Origin of the sequence: Actinospica acidithermotolerans (genome assembly GCF_018139625.1) — a bacterium.
GTDB lineage: Bacteria > Actinomycetota > Actinomycetes > Streptomycetales > Catenulisporaceae > Actinospica > Actinospica acidithermotolerans.
In genome coordinates, this window is record NZ_JAGSOH010000072.1 from 1 (window position 1) to 20,502 (window position 20,502).

Sequence of the window (20,502 nt, forward strand, 5' to 3'; positions counted from 1 at the left end):
TTCTGGACCTCGGGTGCGGGACGGGGACGGGGACGTTTGCCCTGCTGCGGGAGTCGGCGGACGCCTCGGTGGTGGCCGTGGACGGGTCGGACTACATGCTCGCGCAGCTGGCGGAGCGGGCGCGCCGGCTCGGGGTGGAGAAGCGGGTGCGGACCGTGCGGGCGGACCTGGATGAGCAGTGGCCGGACTTCGGGGCGGTCGACGTGGTGTGGACCTCGGCGTTCATGCACCACCTCGCCGATCCGGACGAGGCGCTGCGGAAGCTGTTCGCGACGTTGCGGCCCGGCGGCCTGCTCGCGGTGATCGAGATGAACGGGTTTCCGCGGTTCCTGCCGCCGGAGTTGGGCGGCGGACTCGAGGAGCGCTGCCAGGCTCTGGTGGACGAGCAGACCGCCGAGGCGATGCCCCACATGGGTGACGACTGGGGCGCCCGGCTGACGGAGGCCGGTTTCGTCGTGGAGGAGGAGCGGACGTTCGAGACCGAGCTTCGGGGGCCGCTGCCCGCCGCGGCGCGGCGGTTCGCGCAGGTGTCGTTGGGCCGGACGCGGGAGCGGGTCGGGGAGAGTCTGTCCGCTGAGGATCTGGCGCGGCTCGACGCGCTGCTCGACATCGACGGGCCGGAGAGCGTCCTGCGGCGCGAGGACCTGGTGGTGCGCGCGAGCAGGGTGGCATGGGCTGCTCGCCGTCCATGAGGACGGCGGGGACGGATGGGGACTGACGGCGGCCCAGGGTGACGGGGAAGGACGACGCCCGCGGACGGCGCGGACGGTCAGCGGCCCTGGCCAGCGGGGACGGAGGGGCCCGCGGACGGCGGTCCCGGACGGGTACGGCCAGTGGCGACTGACGGCGGTCCCGGCCAGCGGCGACGGACACCGACCTCAGTCGGCTCAGGTACTTGGTTGGTCGGTCGGGTTCAGGAGCAGGCGCTCCAGGGCTTCGCGGTCGGGAAGGTTCTTCGGGCGGACCACCTCGCCGGTGCGTACGTAGAGGAACGCGGCACCCACCCGCTCCAGGGGCACGCCGGCGAGTTCGGCACCGGCCAGCGCCCTCAGTCGGCTCAGGTGCTTGGTTGGTCGGTCGGGTTCAGGAGCAGGCGCTCCAGGGCTTCGCGGTCGGGAAGGTTCCTCGGGCGGACCACCTCGCCGGTGCGTACGTAGAGGAACGCGGCACCCACCCGCTCCAGGGGGACGCCGGCGAGTTCGGCCCAGGCGACGCGGTAGACGGCGAGCTGCAGGGGGTCGGCGTTCTGGCGGCGGTTGGTCTTCCAGTCGACGACCTCATATTCGAGGGCTGACCCGCTGGGCGCGCGGTAGACGGCGTCGATGCGGCCGCGGATGATCTGGCCGGCCAGGAAGACCTGGAACGGGGCCTCCATCCGGTACGGGGCACGCTCGGCGTACTCGCTGCGCAGGAACGCCTCCTTCAGCTCGGCCAGATCCTCGCTGTCCTCGTCCTCGCCGTACAGCTCCAGGTCGGCGTCGTCGAACAGGCTCAGCTGGCCGAAGCGGTCCTCGACCCAGGCGTGGAACTCGGTGCCGCGGCGCGCCTGCGGGGCCGGGGGTTTGGGCATGGGGCGGAAGAGCTGCTCGGCGAAGGCGTCCGGGTCCTTGGCGTACGCGAGGAGCTTGGTCGTGGAGAGCGAGACCGGCATCGGGATCTCGAAGCGGACCTCGTGCGAGCGGCGGAGTTCGTCGAGCAGCGCGTCGAGGTCGGCGTCCCAGCCCTCGACTATCTTGCGCTGGCGCTGGTCTTCGAGCTCCGGGTCTTCCGGCCACTGCTCGGCGGGCAGCTGAAGCAGGCCCCTGACGGCGGCGGCCGCGGCGAGGCGGGAGGCCCGGGCCTCGGAGTCGAGCGGGGCCGGCCACTCGGCCTCGGACTGCTGCTCGCGCAACGGGTTCTCGGCCTCGCCCTTCTCCGGGGTGACGGCCCATGCGTCGACCCGGCCGGCCTCGTAGTTGGCGAGCAGGTACTCGCGCAGCGATTCGAGGGTGCCGTTCGCGGTGCGCGGGTCCTTCTGGGTCGGGCCCCAGACGTGGCCGGATGCGAGAAGCAGCTCCTTGGCGCGGGTGAGGGCGACGTATTCGACGCGCTGGTCCTCGTACTCGGCGTGCTCCTTCATCAGGGCATTGAAGCGGTTCACGTCGCGCCTGGTCGGCTCGGGCGCCAGTTCCGGGAGCCATTCGCCGTCGCCGCGCAGGTCGTGCGGGAGCTTGGCGGCGACGGTGGTGTACTTCTCCACGCGGGTCCTGGTCTCGTACTGGTGCGGGATCGCCACGACCTCCCACTCCAGCCCCTTCGCCTTGTGCATCGTCAGGATCTTGACGGTCTTGCTCTCGGCGGGCGGGAGGTCGACGTCGAGACCGCGCTCGTGCGCCGCGGCGGCCTTGAGGAAGGTGCGGAAGGCGGTGACCGACTCCTCGCCCTCGAGGTCGGTGAATCCGCCGGCCACGCCCATGAACGCGCCGACGGTCTCGGCGCAGCGCTGGCGATACGCGGCCGAGCTCGCGGCGATCTCCACCTCGAGGCCCGTCTCCTGGAGGATGCGGTGCAGCACGTCGACCACCGGCTCGGACAGCGAGCGTCGCAGGCGTCTGATCTCGGCGGCGAAGCGCTCGAACCGGGCCAGCGCGGCGTCGGAGAACTCCAGGTCGGTGCCCGGATCGGCCATCGCGTCGGCCAGGGAGACGACGTCGGTCGGGTCGGCGCCGGCCAGGGCCTGGTCCAGGCCGCGCTGCTCCTCGCCGGGGAGCCGGACGATCTCGCGGGCGCGCTTGCCGAGCAGGGCCAGGTCGCGGGGGCCGATGCGCCAGCGGGGGCCGGTGAGCAGGCGGACGAGGGCGGAGTTGGCGGTCGGGTCATCGAGCACGTCGAGCATGGCGACGAGGTCGGCGATCTCCGGCAGGTGCAGCAGGCCGGAGAGGCCGACGACCTCGACGGGCACGCCGCGGCCGTGCAGCTCGGCGTAGATGTCGGGGATCTGGTTGCCCGCGCGGACCAGGACCGCAATCTGGGACCAGTCGCCGCGCACGTGCTCGTAGAGGCCCTGGATGCGCTCGCCGAGCCACTGGACCTCCTCGGGGTGGGACGGCAGGAACGCGGCTTCGGACCGGCCGCGGTGGAACTTCTCGGCGCTGGCACGGAGTTCGCGCACGCCCGCGTGCAGCTCGCGCAGGGGCGCGGAGCGCTCGTTCGCGAAGGTCAGCAGGCGGCCGCCACTGCGGCGGTTCTCGGACAGGGAGTACTGCGCGGCGTCGCTGCCGTCCCGGCGCGGGAAGTGCTTGGGGAACTGGTCGATGTTGGACGGGGACGCCCCGCGCCAGCCGTAGATGGACTGGCACGGGTCGCCGACGCCGGTCACGGCGTGCCCCTCGCCGAAGAGGCTCGACAGCATCCTGCGTTGCGCGACAGATGTGTCCTGATATTCGTCGAGGAGCACGACCCGGTACTTGTCCCGCTCGATCAGGCCGACCTCGGGCACCTGCTCGGCCAGCCGCGTGCCGAGAGCCATCTGGTCGCCGAAGTCGACGAAGTCCCCGGCGCGCTTGAGCTTCCGGTACTCCTCGACGAGCGTGAGCAGTTCCGCGCGCTCCAGCGCCACCCGCGCGATCAGCCAGTAGTCGGCGAATCCGCGCGGGGCACGGCCGCGGGCGGCGGAGAGCCCGTCGGCCACGGCCCGGCGGGTGAAGCGATTCGTCCACTCACGCAGCTGATCGGGCTCGACGACGTGCTCGGCGAGTTCGGCGTCGAGGTCGATGACCTTGCGGGCGAGCGTCGGAATCGAACCTTTGAGGAACTCGAAGGGGCCCGGGGCGCGGCGGACGGCGCGCGCGGCGAGCGTGTACCGGTTGGCGTCGGCGAGCAGGCGCGCGGAGGGTTCGAGGCCGAGCCGCAGGCCGTGCTCCTTGATCAGGCTGTCGGCATAAGCGTGGTACGTGGAGATGCTCGGCTCGCCGGCGTCCTCGTCCTCGGGCGCGTCGGAGTCGGCGGCGAGGCCGAGGCGCGCCAGGCTGGAGAGCACGCGTTCACGCAGCTCGCCGGCGGCTTTGTTGGTGAAGGTCAGGCCGAGGACCTGGCCCGGTTCGACGGCTCCGGTGCCGACGAGCCAGACCACGCGCGCCGCCATGACCGCCGTCTTCCCGGAGCCCGCGCCCGCGACGATGACGCCGGGCTCCAGGGGCGCGGTGATGGCCGCGATCTGCTCCTCGGTGTACGGGATGCCGAGCAGGTCGCGCAGCTCGTCGGGGCTCTCCAGGGCGGGGCGGGGCGGCATCAGAGCGGCAGCTCTCTGCCCTCGGGCTGGCGCGGGCAGGCGCGGCGCAGCGCGCAGTGCTGGCACACGGCGGCGTCCCCGGACGCGTGGAAGCGCTCCTTGAGCACCGTCCCGGCGACCTCGGCGAGCAGCTTCGGCGCCCAGGCCGGATCCTGCTGCTCGCGCAGCGGCGGCTGGACCCGCACGGTCGGCTCGGCCGAGTCGGCCTCGTCCCGCGGGTAGACCAGCTCGGCGCCCGCCGTCTCGCCGATTCCCGCCGACTCGGCGGCGAGCTGGTAGACCGCCAGCTGCGCGCTCTTCTCCGCCTCCCTGGGCGTCTTCGGCGTCTTGCCGGTCTTGAAGTCGACCAGGAAGACCTGGCCCTGCGCGTTCACCTCCACGCGGTCGATGTATCCGTGCAGGCGCACGTCCACGCCGCCGACCGCGAGGGTCGTGTCGAACTCGCGCTCGGCGGCGATGAACTTGCGGCCGTCGCGGTGCCGGCCGTGCCAGACCAGGAAGCGCTCCAGCGCCCGGCGCGCCGCGCGGCGCTCCTGATCGGACTGCCAGCGCGCCTCGAACGGCAGCCGGTCCCAGACCCGGTCGAGCCGGTCCATCAGCACGTCGATGTCGGCGGGCGTCGCGCCCGTCGCGACCTCCTCGGCCAGCGCGTGAAAGACCAGGCCGAATCCCTGCTTGTCGGTGGACTGCTCCTGCGCTGCGGCCGGACGCTCCAGGAACCAGCGCAGCGGGCACGCGTCGAGCGCCTCGACCGCGCTGGCCGAGAGCGGCACCGGCAGGTCGGGGCGCACGATCGGGGTCGGGTTGTCGGTGCGCTCGTACAGGCCCCACCAGTGCTCGGGCTCGGAGTTCGGCGCGAGCCTGGCGCCGTCGGGGGCCTCGGCGGCCGCGATCCGCGCCAGCCGGAGCACGGCGGCCTGCCGCAGCTCCTCGCTGACGGCGCCCGCCGGGGCCGTCGCGTACCGCCGCAGCTCGGCCAGCAGCGCGGTCAGCCGCAGCGGCCGCTGCCGGGCGAAGGCGGCGGCGACCGGCTCGACGCCGAGCTCGGTCAGGAAACGGGAGGGCGTCTCGCCGTCCTCGCCCTCGCCCTGCACCGCGCTGACCACGAGCCTTTCCCGCGCCCTGGTCACCGCCACGTAGAACAGCCGCCGCTCCTCGGCCAGCAGCGCGGAGGTGCTCAGCGGGTCGGTCAGCCCGAGCCGCCCGATCCGGTCGGCGTCCAGCAGCGAGCCGCGGTGCCGCAGATCCGGCCAGAGGCCTTCCTGCACCCCGGCCACGACGACGAGCCGCCACTGCAGGCCCTTGGACGCGTGAGCCGTCATCAGCTGGACGGCACCGCCGCGCTCTGCCTTGTCGGCGAGCGTGTCGGCGGCGAGGTCCTGCGCCTGCAGGCCGCTGATGAAGTCGGTGACGCCCGCGTGCCCGGTCCGCTCCTGGGCGCGCGCGGCGAGCGCGAACAGCGCGATGACCGCGTCGAGGTCGCGGTCCGCGAGGCGGCCGGCCGCGCCGCCGCGGTCCACGGCGCGGCGCAGCCGGGCCGGCCAGCGCGAGGGGACCTGGGCGGTGCCGTGCCACAGGACCCACAGCGCGTCCTCGACCACGCCGCCGTTCGCCAGGGCCTGCGACGCGGCGCGCAGCAGCAGCGCGAGATCCCGCGCGGCGCCGCCGACGGACGGCTCCACCGCCGCCAGTATCGCCGGATCGGCGACCGCCTCCCGGATGAGCTGGTCCGCCGGACGCGGCGGAGCGGCCGGCTCGCCCTCGGGACGGGCCCCGGCGAGCGACTCCTCGGCACGCAGCGCGCGGCCTAGCCGCCGCAGATCGCCGCTGTCCAGTCCGGCGAGCGGGCCGGTCAGCAGCGTGCGCGCGGTCTCGGTCGTGAGCGCGGACGGATCTGCGGCGCAGCGCAGCGCGAGCAGCAGCGTCGCCACGGCCGGTTCGCGGGCCAGCGGGAGCTGTTCGGCACGCACCTCGACCGGGACGTTCCCCATGGTCAGCGCCCTGCGGAGCGAGGCGAGCTGGGCTCCGGTGCGGGCGAGCACAGCCATGTCGGCCCAGTCGACGCCGTCCTCCAGATGGGCGCGGCGCAGCAGGTCGGCGAGCGCGGCCTGCTCGATCGCGACCGCCGGGAAGGTCAGCACGCTGACCGAGCCGGTGTCCGGCGCCCCCTCGGCCGGGCTCAGCTCCCGATGCTCGCGGACCTTCTCCGCGGGCAGCCGGGTGAGCGGCATCCGGCGGGCCACGCGGCGGGAGGCGCGCAGCAGCGTCGGCCCGGAGCGGCGGCTGGTGCGCAGCACGGCGATCGGCGCCGGCTCTCCGCCGCCGGTCCGGAAGCGGTCAGGGAACTCCAGGATCCCGTGCAGGTCGGCGCCGCGGAAGGCGTAGATCGACTGGTCCGGGTCGCCCACCACGACCAGCTCCCGGCCGTCCCCGGCCAGCGCCTCGAGCAGCCGGACCTGCGCCGGATCGGTGTCCTGGTACTCGTCGACGAAGACCACGCGGTAGGCCGCGCGCAGCTGCTCGCGCACCTCGGGGGTCTCGGCGAGTATCACGGCGCGGTGCACTAGTTCGGCGTAGTCCAGCACGCCGCGCGCGTCGGTCACGTCCAGGTACTCGGCGAAGAAGCGCGCCGCGGCCCGCCAGTCCGGCCGGTCCGCCTGCTCGGCGAACCCGCGCAGCCGGGCCGGGTCGAGCCCCTGCTCCCGCGCGCGCAGCAGCACCGCGCGCAGCTCCTCGGCGAAGCCGCGGGTGCCCAGCGCGGCCCGCAGCGCCGCCGGCCAGCGCGCCTCGTCCGCGCCGCCGCCGGGCGCCTGCCAGCCCGTCAGCGGGTCGATCGTGCCGCGGACCAGCTCCCGGATGACCACGTCCTGCTCGGGGCCGGACAGCAGCCGCAGCGGCTCGGAGAACAGCGCCGGGTCCTTGAACCGGCCGAGCAGCGCGAAGCAGAAGGAGTGGAAGGTCGTCGCGCCGGGCACGCCGCCGGTGCCGCCGAGCCTGGCGCCTATCCGGTCGCGCAGCTCGGCGGCCGCGGCCCGGCTGAAGGTGAGCACCAGGATCTCCTCCGGCCGCACCGCGTCCGGCCCCTCCAGCCGGCCGAGCACGGCCTCGACCAGCGTCGTCGTCTTCCCGGTGCCCGGACCGGCCAGCACCAGCAGCGGCCCGCCGCGGTGCGCCGCCACCGCGCGCTGCCCGGGATCGAGCAGCGGAACGGACCCGGCCGCGGCACGGCGGACCAGGGTGTACGGCGGGGTCTTGGTCACGGTTCTCCTCTCGGGAACCAATGAGAGCACACGGGTCCGACGGATAGATCCATTCGGCGCGTCCGGGGGACGGGGGCGGGATCAGGCGGCCGTCCCCCGGGCGCGCTCACGCCGACCCGTCCCAGCGGCAGCGCGCGAGGCGGACGCGCTCGCGTTCCGGGTCGTACGGCGTGCCCTCGGCGAAGTACTCGGCGGCGGCCCGGCCGCGCAGCTGCTCGGGCAGCTGCCCGGAGGCGTTGACGACCCGCCACCACGGCACCGCGGAGCCGTAGCCCGCCATCGCGGCGCCGACCTGGCGCGCCGAGCCGCGCTCGAGATACTCCGCGATGTCGCCGTATGTCATGACCTGCGCCTGCGGGATCCGCCGCACGACGTCCAGCACGAGCCGAACGAACTCCGGCGTCTCGTCCGCGGGGCCGATGGATCCGGTCATCGTTTTCAACCTCCGGGTGGATGGAGCGCGGCCACGCACCAGGGCACCATGAACACGGAAAAAATACTCCGGGGGCCACCCCGGGCTGCACAGGACCGAATATGTAGGCGACCATAGAGCGAGTCGAGCGCCGGTGGGACCGGGGTGCGGCGCGCCGACCGGGCGAGTAGTCGAAAAGGACACAGTGAACGTCATGGGCACCGAGGAGCGGGACGCGGACCTGTCCGCGGCCTCGGCCGTCGCGAACGGCACGCTCCACGACGCGGGGGAATCGGACGGACGGGCGAGGCCGAAGGGACGGCCGCCGGTGACGGTGGACGAGCCGCCGGAGCCGCGCCGGATACGGCGGCAGCCGGACCTGATGCGGCTGCTGTTCGAGTCGATGATGATCATCGTCGTGCTCGCGCTCGGCCGAATCGGCGTGCAGACCACCTCCGGTCTGGAGTCGGACATCCACAACGGCGTGCAGCTGGCGCCGTCCTTCCTGCTCAGCGGCATCACCGTGCTGACCAACATCACCACGGCGGTGATCCCGGTCGGGCTCGCGGTCGAGCGGCTGTTCCGGCGGGACGGCAAGCGGGTGGCGGACGCGGTCATCGCGGCCGCGCTCGCCTACGGCGTCACCAGCCTGCTCAACCTGTGGATCGAGTCCTCGTACGCGCCGCACTGGCTGCTGACCGAGCTGACCCGGCACGTGAACTCGGGCACCACCTCGCCGCTGCACATCTACATCGCGACGCTGATCGCCTTCCTGACCGTGCTCGGCTTCAACGACCGGCCGACGCTGCGCACCTTCACCTGGGTGACGATCGGGATCTACGCGGTGGCCACGCTGATGAGCGGGGACAGCGCGCTGGTCGGACTGATCGTGACCTTCCTGCTCGGCCGGCTGATCGCCTTCGGCTGGCGGTACGCGTGCGGCGTGGTCAACGAGCGGCCGACCGGCCAGATGGTCGTGCAGATGCTGGCCGACGCGGACTTCGAGCCGGTCGCGTGCAGCTGGCAGGGCGAGCACGAGGACGTCCGCCGCTACGAGGTGCGCTGCGCGGACGGCCGGACGCTGGACGTGATCGTGCTGGACCGGGACCGGCAGGCGGTGGGCCTGATCTACCGCGTCTACCGGCGGATCCGGCTGCGCGGGCCGGCGCAGCGGCGCAACCTGTTCTCGCTGCGGCGCACGGTGGATCAGGAGGCGCTGATCTCCTACGCGCTGCGCGACGCCGGCATCCGCACCCCGAAGCTGGTGGCGGTGCGCGAGCTGAACGCGGACGCGGCGCTGCTGGCGTACGAGGGCGTGCACGCGATCCCCCTCTCGCAGGTGCCGGCGGACCGGTTCGGCGACGAGCTGCTGGGGAAGGTCTGGCAGACGCTCAAGGACCTGGGCCGCAATCAGATCGCGCACCGCAGGCTCGCCCTGGACTCGATCCTGGTGGACGAGGCCGGCGAGATCTGGCTGACCGAGCTGCGCAACGGCGAGGTCGCCGCGGCCGATCTGCAGCAACTGCTGGACATCGCCGAGGTGATGACGGCGCTCGCCCTCAAGGCAGGGCCCGAACGGACGGTGCGGGTCGGCGCGGAGATCCTCGGCGAGGAGCGGCTCAGCGCCGCGCTGCCGATGCTCCAGCCGGTCGTGCTGACCCGGACCACGCGCACGGCCGTGCGCAAGTCCAAGCACCTGCTGCAGCGGCTGCGCGAGCAGATCCTGGAGCTGCGCCCGCACGCGCTCGTCGACGCCGAGCCGGTGAAGCTGGAGCGGCTGAGCCCGAAGACGCTGCTGACGGTCGGCGCGGCCTGCTTCGCGGTGTACGTGCTGCTGTTCCAGCTCTCCGCGGCGAGCAAGCAGGGCCTGAACCTCGACTACGTGGTGCACCACACCTCGCCGGCGTGGATGGTCGTCGCGGTCGCGGCCTCGGCGCTGACGTACGTCTCGGCCGCGATGGTGCTCACCGGCTTCATCCCGGAGAAGCTGCCGATCCTGCACAATCTGCTGGTGCAGGTGGCGGCGGCCTTCGTCTCGCTGGTCGCGCCGGCGGCGGTCGGCGGCGTGGCCCTGAACACCCGCTACATGCAGAAGCGCGGGATCGCGACCGGCCCGGCGGTCAGCGCGGTCGGCGCCTCGCAGGCGGTCGCGTTCGTCGTCCACATCGCGCTCATCGCCACGTTCAGCTTCATCGCCGGGCAGAACATGGGCAAGTCCGACTCCTCGACGCTGGTCATCGCGATCCTGCTGGCCATAGCGCTGCTGGTGATGGCCGTCATGGCGATCCCGCCGCTGCGCCGCTTCGCGAAGAAGCGGCTCTCCCCGTTCTTCGCGGACTCGCTGCCGCGCCTGCTGGACGTGGCGCAGAGCCCGCGGAAACTGGCGATCGCGCTCGGCGGCACGATCTCGCTCTCGCTGTTCTACGCGCTGTGCCTGTGGGCCTCGATCCACACGGTCGACCCGGGCAACCACATCAGCTACGCGACGACGGCAGTGGTCTACCTCACCGCGCAGACCGCGGGCTCGTTCATCCCGATCCCCGGGGGCGTGGGCACTGTCGAGACAGCGATGACCGTGGTGCTCAAGGCGGTCGGGGTCGACTACGGCACGGCCGTGCTCGCGGTGCTGCTCTTCCGCCTGCTGTGCACCTACCTGCCGGCGATCCCGGGTTACTTCACCTTCACGTGGCTCACCCGCAAGGGGCTTCTCTAGGCACCAGGACGCGAAGACCCCTGCGGCGGGTGCCGCGGGGGTCTTCGGGTCTTCGAGGCCGTACTCGGGCGTTTCAGGCCTAGTAGATCGGCTTCTGCGGCTCGACCTGGTTGACCCAGCCGACGATGCCGCTGCCCACGTGCACGGCGTCGGTGAAGCCGGCCGCCTTGACCAGGGCCAGCACCTCGGCCGAGCGCACGCCCGACTTGCAGTGCAGCACGATCTTCTTGTCCTGCGGCAGGCCGGTGAGGGCCCCGCCCATCAGGAACTCGTTCTTCGGGATCAGCTTCGCGCCGTCGATGTGCACGATCTCCCACTCGGCGGGCTCGCGCACGTCGATGATCTCGAGGTTCTGGCCCTCGTCGATCCACTGCTTGAGCGTGCGCGGGGTGATCGTGGAGTCCTTGGCGGCCTCCTGGGCCTCCTCGGAGACCGCGCCGCAGAACGCCTCGTAGTCGATGAGCTCGGTGACCGTCGGGTTCTTGCCGCACACCGCGCACTCCGGGTCCTTGCGGACCTTGACCGAGCGGTAGTTCATCTCCAGGGCGTCGTAGATCATCAGGCGGCCGACCAGCGGCTCGCCGGTGCCGGTCAGCACCTTGATGGCCTCGGTGACCTGGATCGAGCCGATCGAGGCGCACAGCACGCCGAGCACGCCGCCCTCGGCGCAGGAGGGGACCATGCCGGGGGGCGGGGGCTCCGGGTAGAGGCAGCGGTAGCAGGGGCCGTACTCGGACCAGAAGACCGAGGCCTGGCCGTCGAAGCGGTAGATCGAGCCCCACACGTACGGCTTGTTCAGCAGCACGCAGGCGTCGTTGACCAGGTAGCGGGTGGCGAAGTTGTCCGTGCCGTCGACGATGAGGTCGTACTGCGCGAACAGCTCCATCACGTTGTCGGCCTCGAGGCGCTCCTCGTGGACGTTCACCTGGACCAGCGGGTTGATCTCCTTGACCGAGTCGCGCGCGGACTCGGCCTTGGAGCGGCCGATGTCGGACTGGCCGTGGATGATCTGGCGCTGCAGGTTCGACTCGTCGACGGTGTCGAACTCGACGATGCCCAGCGTGCCGACGCCGGCCGCGGCCAGGTACATCAGGGCCGGGGAGCCGAGGCCGCCCGCGCCGATGCACAGCACCTTGGCGTTCTTGAGCCGCTTCTGGCCGTCCATCGCGACGTCGGGGATGATCAGGTGGCGGGAGTAGCGGCGTACCTCGTCGATGGTCAGGCTCTCGGCCGGTTCGACCAGCGGCGGTAGCTTCACGGGCGGTGCGGACACGGCCGGCGGCCCCCTTCTCGGGTTGCGGGACTGACAAAGCGGCGGAAACCCGCCTTCCATCGGCAACGATGCCACGGCGCCGCGCATTCCCGCGAGGCGGTCCGGGTACTGGAACCCGGCGGCCGGGCTACCCATGGCAGGTTACCGAGCCGTAGGATGAACGTTAACAAGCGTGTGCGGACCCATAATCCGGCACCGAGGTGTGGAGACCGACCGCGAACGAGAACCCGCGTTCACGACCTGCGAGGAGCGCCGTGACCAGCAGCGCCGAAGCCGTGCCGACCGTAGAGGGACGCGCCCGCTCGATGCGCCTGCCCCGGGTGGCCCGGCGCAACCAGCTGCTCGGCGCGGCCCGCGAGGTGTTCGTGGCGCAGGGCTACCACGCCGCCGCGATGGACGACATCGCCGAGCGCGCCGGGGTCTCCAAGCCGGTGCTCTACCAGCACTTCCCCGGCAAGCTGGAACTCTATCTGGCGCTGCTCGACCAGCAGTGCGAGATCATGGTGGACAAGATCCGCTCCGCGCTGGACTCCACGCACGACAACAAGACGCGCGTGGCGGCGACGATGGACGCCTACTTCGACTTCGTCGAGCACGAGACCGGCGCGTTCCGGCTGGTGTTCGAGTCTGACCTGAACAACGAGCCGGCGGTGCGCGAGCGGGTGGCCGACGCGCAGCTCGAGTGCGCCCGGCTGATCAGCGACGTGATCGCCGAGGACACCGGCCTCACGCCGCAGGAGTCGATGCTGCTCGCGGTCGGCCTCACCGGCATCTCGCAGGTCACCGCGCGCTACTGGCTGGCCAGCGACTCGCCGGTCTCCCGGGAGCGGGCCTCGGCGCTGATCTCCCAGCTGGCCTGGCGCGGTATCGGCAAGTTCCCGCTCGGGCGCGAGTCGGCGAAATAAAGCCGGGCCCGCGGAACATTCCCCGTGATGCGCGCTCCAGCGGTTACGCTGGCGGTGCCGCGGATCGATCAGAGTGACGAACGGCGCGTGCCCCTGCGCGCCGCGATGGAGGGATGGAAGCGTGGAGATCAAGATCGGCGTCCAGCACGCGAGCCGTGAGCTGAGCGTGGAGTCCACGCTGACCCCGGAAGAGGTGGAGACCGCCGTGTCGGCGGCGCTGACCGGCAAGTCGGGGCTGCTCGTGCTCGAGGACGAGAAGGGCCGCAAGGTCATCGTGCCGGCGGACCGGCTGGCCTACGTGGAGATCGGCGAGCAGACCGTCCGCCGGGTCGGCTTCGGCGCCCTGTAGCCGCGCTGCGGGACCGGCAAGACCGTTGTAACACCCTGTGGGATATGCCCGGTTCCGGGCATATCCCATTATTTCTGACGGCGCGTCGATAGCCTGGCGCGCATGCACGGGGAACTGCTCCGGACGACGGCCGGCGGCCTGCTCGCCGAGCTGGCCGGGCAGCCGGCCGTGCCCCGCCGCCGTCCGCTGCTCCGGGCAGCCGGCCCGCTGATCGGCATCGGCGCCGCGCTCGCCGGACTGGCGCTGGCGATCGCCGTGCTCGGCCCGGACCACCGCCGCGTCGGCCTGGTCGTCGGGCTGGTCGTGTCGGCGGTCGGCGTCTTCGGCTTCTCGGCCTGCGAGCGGCTGCGCGCGCTGCCCCCGGGCTGAGCGGGCGCCCGCGGCCGAGTGGCGTTGGTCACAGTGCGCCGAGGCTGTGCCGCAGCACCAGGGCCTCTCCGGCCAGCCGCCGCTCGACGAGCGCGAGCCGGTCCGCGATCCGCCGGTCGGCCGACGCCGCGGCGAGCTTCTCGGCGGCCCAGCGCTGCGGCTCGGGATCGATCTCGACGCCGTACGCCTGCGCGGACAGCAACTGCCAGTGGTACGCCTTGGCCAGCGCCTCCCACCAGTCGCTCGGGCGTACCCGCTGCTCAGCGGCGTCCAGCCGCTCATCCGGCCCGAGGGGCGCCGGGCCCTCGGCCAGCCTGCGGTGGGCGGCCGCCGCCGCGCCGGCCGCGGCGAGCCGGTCCTCGAAGTCCGGCGCCCCGGCGCCGAGCGCGGCCCAGCGCTCGAAGTCGGCCAGCGCCTGGTAGCCGGCGGAGCGCGCGTCGAGCTCGGCGCGGTCGGCGGGCTGACCGAAACGTTCCTTCTCAGACTTCTTCATGTTACGCAGCGTACCCAGTCGCGGGTTTCCCGGCTGGTAACATGGTGACACCGGCGGTCTTAGAGAGCCCGCCGAGGCGGACCGAAACGATCCGCCGGATGCCCGGTCGGCGCCCCGATCGGCTCCGACCGCGCGGCTGAATCGACGTCCCTTCTCCCGACGCCCGGCGGCCACGCGAACCCCAACGCACACGGGTCCCGCGCGGCCCGCACCCGGCGCCTCAACCGGCCGGGGCGGCACCGCCGCGAGCGAACGAAGAGGTCACGATCATCAGTACTCTGAATCATTCCACCGAGGGCGACCAGCCCGGCGGCTTCGCCGAGCTCGGCGTCGCCGCGCACATCGTCTCCGCCCTGGACGCCCAGGGCATCGCCAGCCCCTTCCCGATCCAGGCCTCCACGATCCCGGTCGCCCTCGGCGGCGCCGACATCATCGGGCAGGCCAAGACCGGCACCGGCAAGACCCTCGCCTTCGGCGTCCCGGTGCTGCAGCGGCTCGTGGACGCCCCCGCGAAGAGCGAGGAGGCCGAGCAGCCCGCCGCCGCGGCCGAGGCCCCCGCGGCGAAGCCGGCCGGCGGCAGGCGCGGACGCGGCCGAGGACGCTCCCAGGGCGGGAACGCGGGCACCAAGCTGGCCCCGGCCGGCGGCGCCCCGCAGGCCCTGATCGTGGTCCCGACCCGCGAGCTGGCCGTGCAGGTCTGCGCGGACCTCACCGCCGCGGGCAGCACCCGCGCTGCGCGGGTGCAGGCGCTCTACGGCGGCCGCGCGTACGAGCCGCAGGTGAAGGCGCTGAGCGAGGGCGTGGACGTCGCCGTCGCCACCCCGGGCCGGCTGCTCGACCTGGTCAACCAGGGCCACCTGGTGCTCGACCGGGTGCGCACGCTGGTGCTGGACGAGGCGGACGAGATGCTCGACCTCGGCTTCCTGCCGGACGTGGAGCGGATCATCCGGCAGCTGCCCGCGGACCGGCAGACGATGCTGTTCTCGGCCACCATGCCCGGCGCCGTCATCTCGCTGGCCCGGCAGTACATGAACCGGCCCACGCACATCCGCGCCGCCGACCCGCACGACCAGGGCGTGTCGGTCGCCAACATCAAGCAGTTCGTCTACCGCGCGCACGACCTCGACAAGATCGAGATGCTGGCGCGCATCCTGCAGGCCCGCGGCCGCGGCCTGACGATGGTCTTCGCGCGCACCAAGCGCGCGGTGGCCCGGATCACCGAGGAGCTGCAGGACCGGCACTTCGCGGTCGGCGCCGTGCACGGCGACCTGGCCCAGGGCGCGCGCGAGCAGGCGCTGCGCGCGTTCCGCAACGGCAAGGTGGACGTGCTGGTGGCCACGGACGTGGCGGCCCGCGGCATCGACGTCGAGGGCGTGACCCACGTGGTCAACTACCAGTGCCCGGAGGACGAGAAGGTCTACACGCACCGGATCGGCCGCACCGGCCGCGCCGGGCGCACCGGCATCTCGGTCACCCTGGTGGACTGGGAGGACATCCCGCGCTGGGGCCTGATCAACAAGGCGCTCGGCCTGGACTTCGCCGAGCCGGCGGAGCTCTACTCGAGCTCCCCGCAGCTGTACTCGGACCTGGACATCCCGGAGGGCGCCAAGGGCGCGCTGCCGAAGCAGGACCGGGTGCGCGCCGGGCTGGACGCCGAGGAGCTCGAGGACCTCGGCGAGACCGGCCGCCGGGCCGGCGGCCCCGCCGGGCGCGGCCGCGGCGGACGCCGCGACGCCGAGCCCGAGCAGCAGCCGGAGCCGCGCCGCGAGCGCACCCCCCGGCAGCGCCGGCGCACCCGCGGCGGCCAGGGCACCCCGTCGGCCGCCGCGATCACGGTGCACACCGAGCACGAGGCGGCGCTGGGCGCGGCCCCGGTCGTGCAGAGCCAGACGGACCCGTTCCGCGCGCCGAGGCACGAGCCGGTCGTCGCGGAGCAGGCCGCGGAGGTCGCCGAGGCCGCTGAGGCCGTCGAGAAGCCGAAGCGCACGAGGACCCGCAAGCGCACCGCGCCGGTCGAGGCCGTCGAAACCCCGATCGCGGAGCCCGTGGTCGAGGCAGCACCGGTCGCCGAGGGCCCGGTCGAGGAGAAGCCGAAGCGGACGCGGACCCGCAAGCGCACCGCGGCGGTCGAGAACGTCGAGACTGTCGAGGCCGTCGCGGCTCCCGTCGCCGAGCCGATCGCCGAGGCCGCTCCGGTCACACAGGCTCGCGCCGAGGAGAAGCCGAAGCGGACGCGGACCCGCAAGCGCACCGCACCGGCCGAGAACGTCGAGGCTCCGATCGCGCAGCCGGTGGCCGAGGCCGTCGTCGAGGCGCCGGCCGCCGAGCCGGTCGCGGAGAAGCCCGCGCGCAAGCGTGCCCCGCGGAAGACGGCCGCGAAGAAGGCCGCCGCCGAGGCGCCGGCGGCCGCGGAGAAGCCCGCGCAGGCCGAGAAGCCCGCGCGCAAGCGGACCGCGTCCCCGGCCAACGGCCGTGGCGGCAGCATCAGGCTCGCCTCCGGCTCGCTGGCCGACCCGAGCCTGCCGGGCCCGGAGCCGGTGCGCACCGCGCCGGTGAACGAGCCGGTGGAGCTCGCCGAGGCGGTCTTCACCCAGGAGCCGATCCTGCAGTCCACGCAGCGCAAGACCGAGCGCGCGCCGCGCAAGCGGACCGCCGCGAAGAAGTCGGTCGCGGCGCAGCCGGCGGCGCCCGCCCAGGTCACCTCCACCCTGCCGGGGCAGGACCCGGCGGCACCGGCGTCCGCCGTGAAGGCCGAGGCGGAGGACCCGCTGAACGTCGGCCCGGTCGCGAACCGGCGGCGGACCCGCATCTGACGGCGTCCAGAGCACCAAGACCGGCCCACCGCAGGGAGGGGATCCGCGTGTCCACGCCGCCGTATCTGGGACTGCCTCCGGGCGCCCATCGCGTCGCGCTGTCCGTGGCCGCGGGTCCGCTCTCCGCGCTGGAGGCGAGCCCGCCCGAGGGCGTCGAGCTGCGCGGCGAAGTCCTGTGCGTGCCCGGGTTCACCGGGTCGAAGGAGGACTTCCTGCCGCTGCTCGAACCGCTCAGCCGGGCCGGCGTGCGGGTGCTGACGTTCGACCAGCGCGGCCAGTGCGACTCCCCCGCCCTGCCCCGCAACCGGCCGTACACGCTGCAGGGCTACGGCCGGGAGCTGCGCGAGCTGATCGAGCAGCGGGCCGAGTCCGGCGTGCCGGTGCACCTGCTCGCGCACTCCTTCGGCGGCTACGTGGCCAGGCAGGCCTTGGTCGAGGGCCCGCGGCTGCCCCTGGCCTCGGTGACGCTGCTGGGCACCGGGCCCGGCGCCGTCCCGCGGCCGGCCTCCGACCGGGTGCGGTTCTTCCTCGGCGTGACCCGGGTGCTCAACCCGGTCCTGGGCAACCGCGTGCTGCTGCTGGACCGGCACCGCGATCCGCAGGTCCAGGCGTTCATCCGGCACCGGATCCGGGGCAACGACACCCGCTCGCTGCGCGCGATCGCGCGCTGGCTGCTGACCGAGCCGGACCGGGTCGACGAGCTGGCCGCGGCCCTGCTGCGGGACCGGCTGCCGTGCACCGTCCTGTGCGGCGCGGACGAGACCACCTGGAGCGTCGCCGAGCAGCGCGCCATGGCCGTACGGCTCGACGCCCCCTTCGCCGCCATCCCCGGCGGCGGCCACTCGGTCAACGTCGAGCAGCCCGGCCTGCTGGCCGAGGCGCTGCTGGAGTTCTGGGCCCGCTGCGAGATCGGCGAGGACCAGCCGGCAGTCTGACGCCGCGTCAGCCGACTGCGCCCCGGCCGGCGGCGTGCAACCTCAGCCGGCGTCCGGTGTGCCTCAGCCGACGCGCAATGCCCCAACCGTCGTCCGGCGCGCCTCACGCGGCGCGCCTCACGCGGCGTGATGACCCAACCGTCGTCCGGCGTGCCTCAGCCGTCGTCCGGCTAGCCCTCGTCCAGTTCCACCAGGAAGGACGTGGTCTTCCCGCCCCCGGGCGCGGCGCGAACCCACCAATTCGCGGTCAGCGCGTCCACCAGGCTCAGGCCCCGGTGGTGCTCGTCCTCGGGACCGGCGTTCAGCATCATCGGCAGGTCCACGCAGCGGTCGGTCACCTCGCACAGCAGCCGCCGCGGCTCGGTCCCCGGGTTCAGCTGCAGCTCGCGCGGCCCGTAGACGAGCCGGGCGTGCACGGTGATCGGGCCGGCGCCGTGCAGCACCGAGTTCGTCACCAGCTCGCTGAAGGCGACCAGCGCGCCGAACGCCCGCTCCTCCTTGCCGGGGCACTGCGCGTCGAGCCAGCCCTCCAGCCAGATCCGGGCCAGCCGGGCGTGCACCGGCAGGGCCGGAAAGGTCCACCAGACTCCGTCGGCCGGTCCGGGCGCGCTCTCGGCCTCCGCCTCGGCTGGTGGCGCTTCGTGAATCATGGTGCGCATCGCAGACCACTACCTCTCGGTTGCGCGGTCCGACGGTCCGCCTCGTTCGCGGCGCGTCATCCGTTGTCTCATCCGAGAGTAGGCCGTGCGAAGGCGATTGCGGATGCACTTTGCATCAGTGCAACTCTTTCGAGCTACGCAAAGTCCCCTTCGCGTCCGCTTTCCGTGATAAACGCAGGTCCCTCCGACCCCTGATCCGGGGTCGGAGGGACCTGAGACGCCGTCACACGCACCGCGCGCGCCCGTGAACCGAGCGCCCCCGCGGCCGGAGGTCAGACCTGGTCGGCCTTCTCCAGCGCGGTGCAGCAGGTGTCGGTGATGAGCCGGGTCACGTTGTAGGGGTCGCAGTTGGCGTTCGGGCGACGGTCCTCGAGGTAGCCCTTCTGGTCCACCTCGACCTGCCACGGGATGCGCACCGACGCGCCGCGGTTCGACACGCCGTAGCTGTACTCGTTCCACGGGGCAGTCTCGTGCAGGCCGGTGAGCCGGTCCTGGATGCCGTCGCCGTAGCCCGCGACGTGCTCGAGCGGCTTGCCCTCGGCGCCGAGCGACTCGGCGGCGGTGATGATCGGCTCGTAGGCCTCGCGCATCGCCTTGGTGGAGAAGTTGGTGTGCGCGCCCGCGCCGTTCCAGTCGCCCTTCACCGGCTTGGCGCCGAAGCTGACGGTCACGCCGTAGTCCTCGGCGACGCGGTGCAGCAGCCAGCGCGCGATCCACAGGTGGTCGGCCACCTCGGTGGTGCCGGCCGGGCCGACCTGGAACTCCCACTGGCCGGGCATGACCTCGGCGTTGATGCCGGAGATCTTCAGGCCCGCCTCGAGGCAGTAGTCCAGGTGCTTCTCGACGATCTCGCGGCCGACGATGTTGGACGCGCCGACGCCGCAGTAGTACGGGCCCTGCGGGCCGGGGAAGCCGCCGCCCTCGGGGAAGCCGAGCGGGCGCTCGCCGTCGAAGAGGGTGTACTCCTGCTCGATGCCGAACCACGGCTCCTGCGCGGCGAAGCGCTCGGCCACCTCGACGTTCGCGGCGCGGGTGTTGGACTCGTGCGGCGTGAAGTCGATGTTCTGCACCTCGCACAGCACGAGGACATTGTCGCCGCCGCGCACCGGGTCCGGCACGGTCAGGACCGGCTGCAGGACGCGGTCCGAGGCGTGGCCCTCGGCCTGGTTGGTGCTGGACCCGTCGAAGCCCCAGATCGACGGCTCGGCGCCGTCGGCCAGAATCTTCGTCTTCGACCGCAGCTGCGCGGTCGGCTTGGTGCCGTCGATCCAGATGTACTCGGCCTTGTAACTCACGGGCAGTCCTCAGCAGGCGTCAGCGGGTTTGGTGCCACCAGGCTCACAGCGGCTCGTTTCCGCCTTGTTAACCGGTCGTGAACTCGGCATCAATCGCGTGACGAGTCGCCGCCGCGCGGACCGTCGCCCGGCCGGCCGTCCGGACCGTCGAACCACTCGGGCGGCGGACCCTCGCCGAACGACCCGTCCGAGGGGTCCCCGCCGCCGTCGTCGTCCTCCCGGAAGATCGGGCTGTCCGCGTTGGTCACCACCGCGGCGAGCGGCGGCAGCAGCGCCGCGACGACGCTCATCACGCCCGCGGCGAACACCGAGTAGTACCGCACCCAGGTCCAGGCGAGCACGATCAGCAGCAGGCAGGCGCCCATGATCAGGAAGTAACGCAGGTGGCGCCGCTGCTCGGTGATCGGTTTCGGCGGTTCCGGCGAGTTCGGCTCCGGGTCGACCAGGTGGTACGGCGGCACGTCGCGTCCCGGCTGGTAGTGGGCCCCCTGCCGGATCCGGACGGAGACGACGACGATGTTGCCCAGCGAGAGGAGCGCGACCAGCGCGAAGAAGACCAGGAAGGGCAGGGTGCGCAGCCAGAACCCGAAGATCGCGATCCCGGCCAGCCCGTTGACCAGGCCGAGAACGGCCAGCGTGAGGCGCATCCGCAGCGGGCTGCGGGCATGCGTGGGCTCGTCCCCCGTGCGAACCCGGTGCTTCTGCTGCCATTCCATGCGCGCCATCCTAGGGACCGGAGCGTCAGCCCAGGCACTT

At 72.9% G+C, this 20,502-nt stretch carries 17 protein-coding genes; 7 read left to right on the top strand and 10 right to left on the bottom strand.

Features of this window, described 5'->3' with window-relative positions; all coding sequences use genetic code 11:
* Nucleotides 1-692 (top strand): class I SAM-dependent methyltransferase (locus tag KDK95_RS22000; protein ID WP_212520136.1); only part of this gene is annotated, 692 nt, incomplete at its 5' end.
* A gap of 195 nt (nucleotides 693-887) precedes the next feature.
* Here KDK95_RS22000 and KDK95_RS37095 read toward each other — a convergent pair.
* The 4 genes from KDK95_RS37095 to KDK95_RS22015 all read right to left on the bottom strand — a co-directional run bounded on the left by KDK95_RS37095 (nucleotide 888) and on the right by KDK95_RS22015 (nucleotide 7,963).
* Nucleotides 888-1,019, bottom strand: a complete 132-nt coding sequence (locus KDK95_RS37095; protein ID WP_282971551.1) for a hypothetical protein — start codon at nucleotides 1,017-1,019, stop codon at nucleotides 888-890.
* Between the two features lie 38 nt (nucleotides 1,020-1,057).
* The gene (locus KDK95_RS22005; RefSeq protein WP_212520137.1) at nucleotides 1,058-4,270 is read right to left on the bottom strand and encodes an ATP-dependent helicase; all 3,213 of its coding nucleotides are present in this window, start codon (nucleotides 4,268-4,270) and stop codon (nucleotides 1,058-1,060) included.
* Nucleotides 4,270-7,530, bottom strand: a complete 3,261-nt coding sequence (locus KDK95_RS22010; RefSeq protein ID WP_212520138.1) for an ATP-dependent helicase — start codon at nucleotides 7,528-7,530, stop codon at nucleotides 4,270-4,272. Before KDK95_RS22010 ends, KDK95_RS22005 begins: the two co-directional genes overlap by 1 nt.
* Before the next feature lie 106 nt (nucleotides 7,531-7,636).
* A complete protein-coding gene (locus tag KDK95_RS22015; RefSeq protein ID WP_212520139.1) occupies nucleotides 7,637-7,963 on the bottom strand; it encodes an MGMT family protein in 327 nt (108 codons plus the stop codon).
* A gap of 193 nt (nucleotides 7,964-8,156) precedes the next feature.
* On the opposite strand from KDK95_RS22015, the gene KDK95_RS22020 reads away from it, so the two are divergent.
* The gene (locus KDK95_RS22020) at nucleotides 8,157-10,655 is read left to right on the top strand and encodes a lysylphosphatidylglycerol synthase transmembrane domain-containing protein (RefSeq protein WP_212520140.1); all 2,499 of its coding nucleotides are present in this window, start codon (nucleotides 8,157-8,159) and stop codon (nucleotides 10,653-10,655) included.
* A 79-nt stretch (nucleotides 10,656-10,734) separates the two neighbouring features.
* On the opposite strand, the gene moeZ is transcribed toward KDK95_RS22020, so the two are convergent.
* Nucleotides 10,735-11,913: an adenylyltransferase/sulfurtransferase MoeZ gene (gene moeZ / locus KDK95_RS22025; protein WP_372463367.1), complete on the bottom strand. Its 1,179-nt coding sequence runs from the start codon at nucleotides 11,911-11,913 to the stop codon at nucleotides 10,735-10,737.
* Between the two features lie 320 nt (nucleotides 11,914-12,233).
* Between moeZ and KDK95_RS22030 the strand changes: the two genes are divergently transcribed.
* From KDK95_RS22030 to KDK95_RS22040, 3 genes are all read left to right on the top strand, one after another.
* The gene (locus KDK95_RS22030; RefSeq protein WP_212520162.1) at nucleotides 12,234-12,833 is read left to right on the top strand and encodes a TetR/AcrR family transcriptional regulator; all 600 of its coding nucleotides are present in this window, start codon (nucleotides 12,234-12,236) and stop codon (nucleotides 12,831-12,833) included.
* Nucleotides 12,834-12,954: 121 nt separating this feature from the next.
* Nucleotides 12,955-13,182 carry a DUF3107 domain-containing protein gene (locus KDK95_RS22035; protein ID WP_212520141.1) on the top strand — a complete coding sequence of 76 codons (228 nt, stop codon included), beginning with the start codon at nucleotides 12,955-12,957 and terminating at the stop codon, nucleotides 13,180-13,182.
* 102 nt (nucleotides 13,183-13,284) lie between these two features.
* Complete coding sequence (locus tag KDK95_RS22040; protein ID WP_212520142.1) at nucleotides 13,285-13,551, top strand: hypothetical protein; 267 nt, start codon at nucleotides 13,285-13,287, stop codon at nucleotides 13,549-13,551.
* 28 nt (nucleotides 13,552-13,579) lie between these two features.
* Here the strand turns inward: KDK95_RS22040 and KDK95_RS22045 are convergent, their stop codons facing one another.
* Nucleotides 13,580-14,044 (bottom strand): ferritin family protein, encoded by a 465-nt coding sequence (locus KDK95_RS22045; RefSeq protein ID WP_212520143.1) that lies wholly within the window; start codon nucleotides 14,042-14,044, stop codon nucleotides 13,580-13,582.
* Nucleotides 14,045-14,327: 283 nt separating this feature from the next.
* Nucleotides 14,328-14,498 carry a hypothetical protein gene (locus KDK95_RS38820; RefSeq protein WP_307844557.1) on the bottom strand — a complete coding sequence of 57 codons (171 nt, stop codon included), beginning with the start codon at nucleotides 14,496-14,498 and terminating at the stop codon, nucleotides 14,328-14,330.
* Here KDK95_RS38820 and KDK95_RS22050 point away from each other — a divergent pair.
* Nucleotides 14,431-16,857 (top strand): DEAD/DEAH box helicase, encoded by a 2,427-nt coding sequence (locus KDK95_RS22050; protein WP_307844562.1) that lies wholly within the window; start codon nucleotides 14,431-14,433, stop codon nucleotides 16,855-16,857. The genes KDK95_RS38820 and KDK95_RS22050 overlap by 68 nt on opposite strands.
* 47 nt (nucleotides 16,858-16,904) lie before the next feature.
* Entirely contained in the window at nucleotides 16,905-17,792 is an 888-nt protein-coding gene (locus tag KDK95_RS22055) for an alpha/beta fold hydrolase (protein WP_212520144.1), read from the top strand.
* Between the two features lie 170 nt (nucleotides 17,793-17,962).
* Here the strand turns inward: KDK95_RS22055 and KDK95_RS22060 are convergent, their stop codons facing one another.
* From KDK95_RS22060 to KDK95_RS22070, 3 genes are all read right to left on the bottom strand, one after another.
* Complete coding sequence (locus KDK95_RS22060) at nucleotides 17,963-18,451, bottom strand: ATP-binding protein (RefSeq protein WP_212520145.1); 489 nt, start codon at nucleotides 18,449-18,451, stop codon at nucleotides 17,963-17,965.
* Nucleotides 18,452-18,723: 272 nt separating this feature from the next.
* On the bottom strand, nucleotides 18,724-19,746 hold the full coding sequence (glnII, locus tag KDK95_RS22065; protein ID WP_307844559.1) for a glutamine synthetase: 1,023 nt from the start codon (nucleotides 19,744-19,746) through the stop codon (nucleotides 18,724-18,726).
* A gap of 89 nt (nucleotides 19,747-19,835) precedes the next feature.
* Complete coding sequence (locus KDK95_RS22070) at nucleotides 19,836-20,462, bottom strand: DUF6343 family protein (RefSeq protein ID WP_212520146.1); 627 nt, start codon at nucleotides 20,460-20,462, stop codon at nucleotides 19,836-19,838.
* Nucleotides 20,463-20,502: the final 40 nt, after the last annotated feature.

What these genes read in the sequence shown, in the direction of transcription:
- KDK95_RS22005 (WP_212520137.1), bottom strand. Translation starts at nt 4,270, where the DNA reads ATGCCGCCCCGCCCCGCCCTGGAGAGCCCCGACGAGCTGCGCGACCTG.
- KDK95_RS22015 (WP_212520139.1), bottom strand. Translation starts at nt 7,963, where the DNA reads ATGACCGGATCCATCGGCCCCGCGGACGAGACGCCGGAGTTCGTTCGG.
- KDK95_RS22020 (WP_212520140.1), top strand. Translation starts at nt 8,157, where the DNA reads ATGGGCACCGAGGAGCGGGACGCGGACCTGTCCGCGGCCTCGGCCGTC.
- KDK95_RS22030 (WP_212520162.1), top strand. Translation starts at nt 12,234, where the DNA reads ATGCGCCTGCCCCGGGTGGCCCGGCGCAACCAGCTGCTCGGCGCGGCC.
- KDK95_RS22040 (WP_212520142.1), top strand. Translation starts at nt 13,285, where the DNA reads ATGCACGGGGAACTGCTCCGGACGACGGCCGGCGGCCTGCTCGCCGAG.
- KDK95_RS22045 (WP_212520143.1), bottom strand. Translation starts at nt 14,044, where the DNA reads ATGAAGAAGTCTGAGAAGGAACGTTTCGGTCAGCCCGCCGACCGCGCC.
- KDK95_RS22060 (WP_212520145.1), bottom strand. Translation starts at nt 18,451, where the DNA reads ATGCGCACCATGATTCACGAAGCGCCACCAGCCGAGGCGGAGGCCGAG.
- KDK95_RS22070 (WP_212520146.1), bottom strand. Translation starts at nt 20,462, where the DNA reads ATGGAATGGCAGCAGAAGCACCGGGTTCGCACGGGGGACGAGCCCACG.